The 235-nt window shown below is 74.9% G+C and carries 1 pseudogene; it reads right to left on the reverse strand.

From position 1 onward, the window contains the following. Positions 1–235 (reverse strand): annotated as a pseudogene (locus ACWEIJ_RS21110) (hypothetical protein); the annotation flags it as partial.

A 235-nucleotide genomic window follows, 5' to 3' on the forward strand; every position in this document is an offset into this window, starting at 1 on the left:
CCAGTGCCCGTGGTCGGCCCGGTACCCGTCGCCGGTCCAGTGCCCGTGGTCGGCCCGGTACCCGTGGTCGGCGTCGTACCCGTCGTCGGCCCGGTACCCGTGGTCGGCGTCGTACCCGTCGTCGGCCCGGTGCTCGTAGTCGGCCCGGTACCCGTGGTCGGCGTCGTACCCGTCGTCGGCCCGGTGCTCGTAGTCGGCCCGGTACCCGTGGTCGGCGTCGTACCCGTCGTCGGAC

It is taken from the genome of Lentzea sp. NPDC004789, from assembly GCF_053601075.1.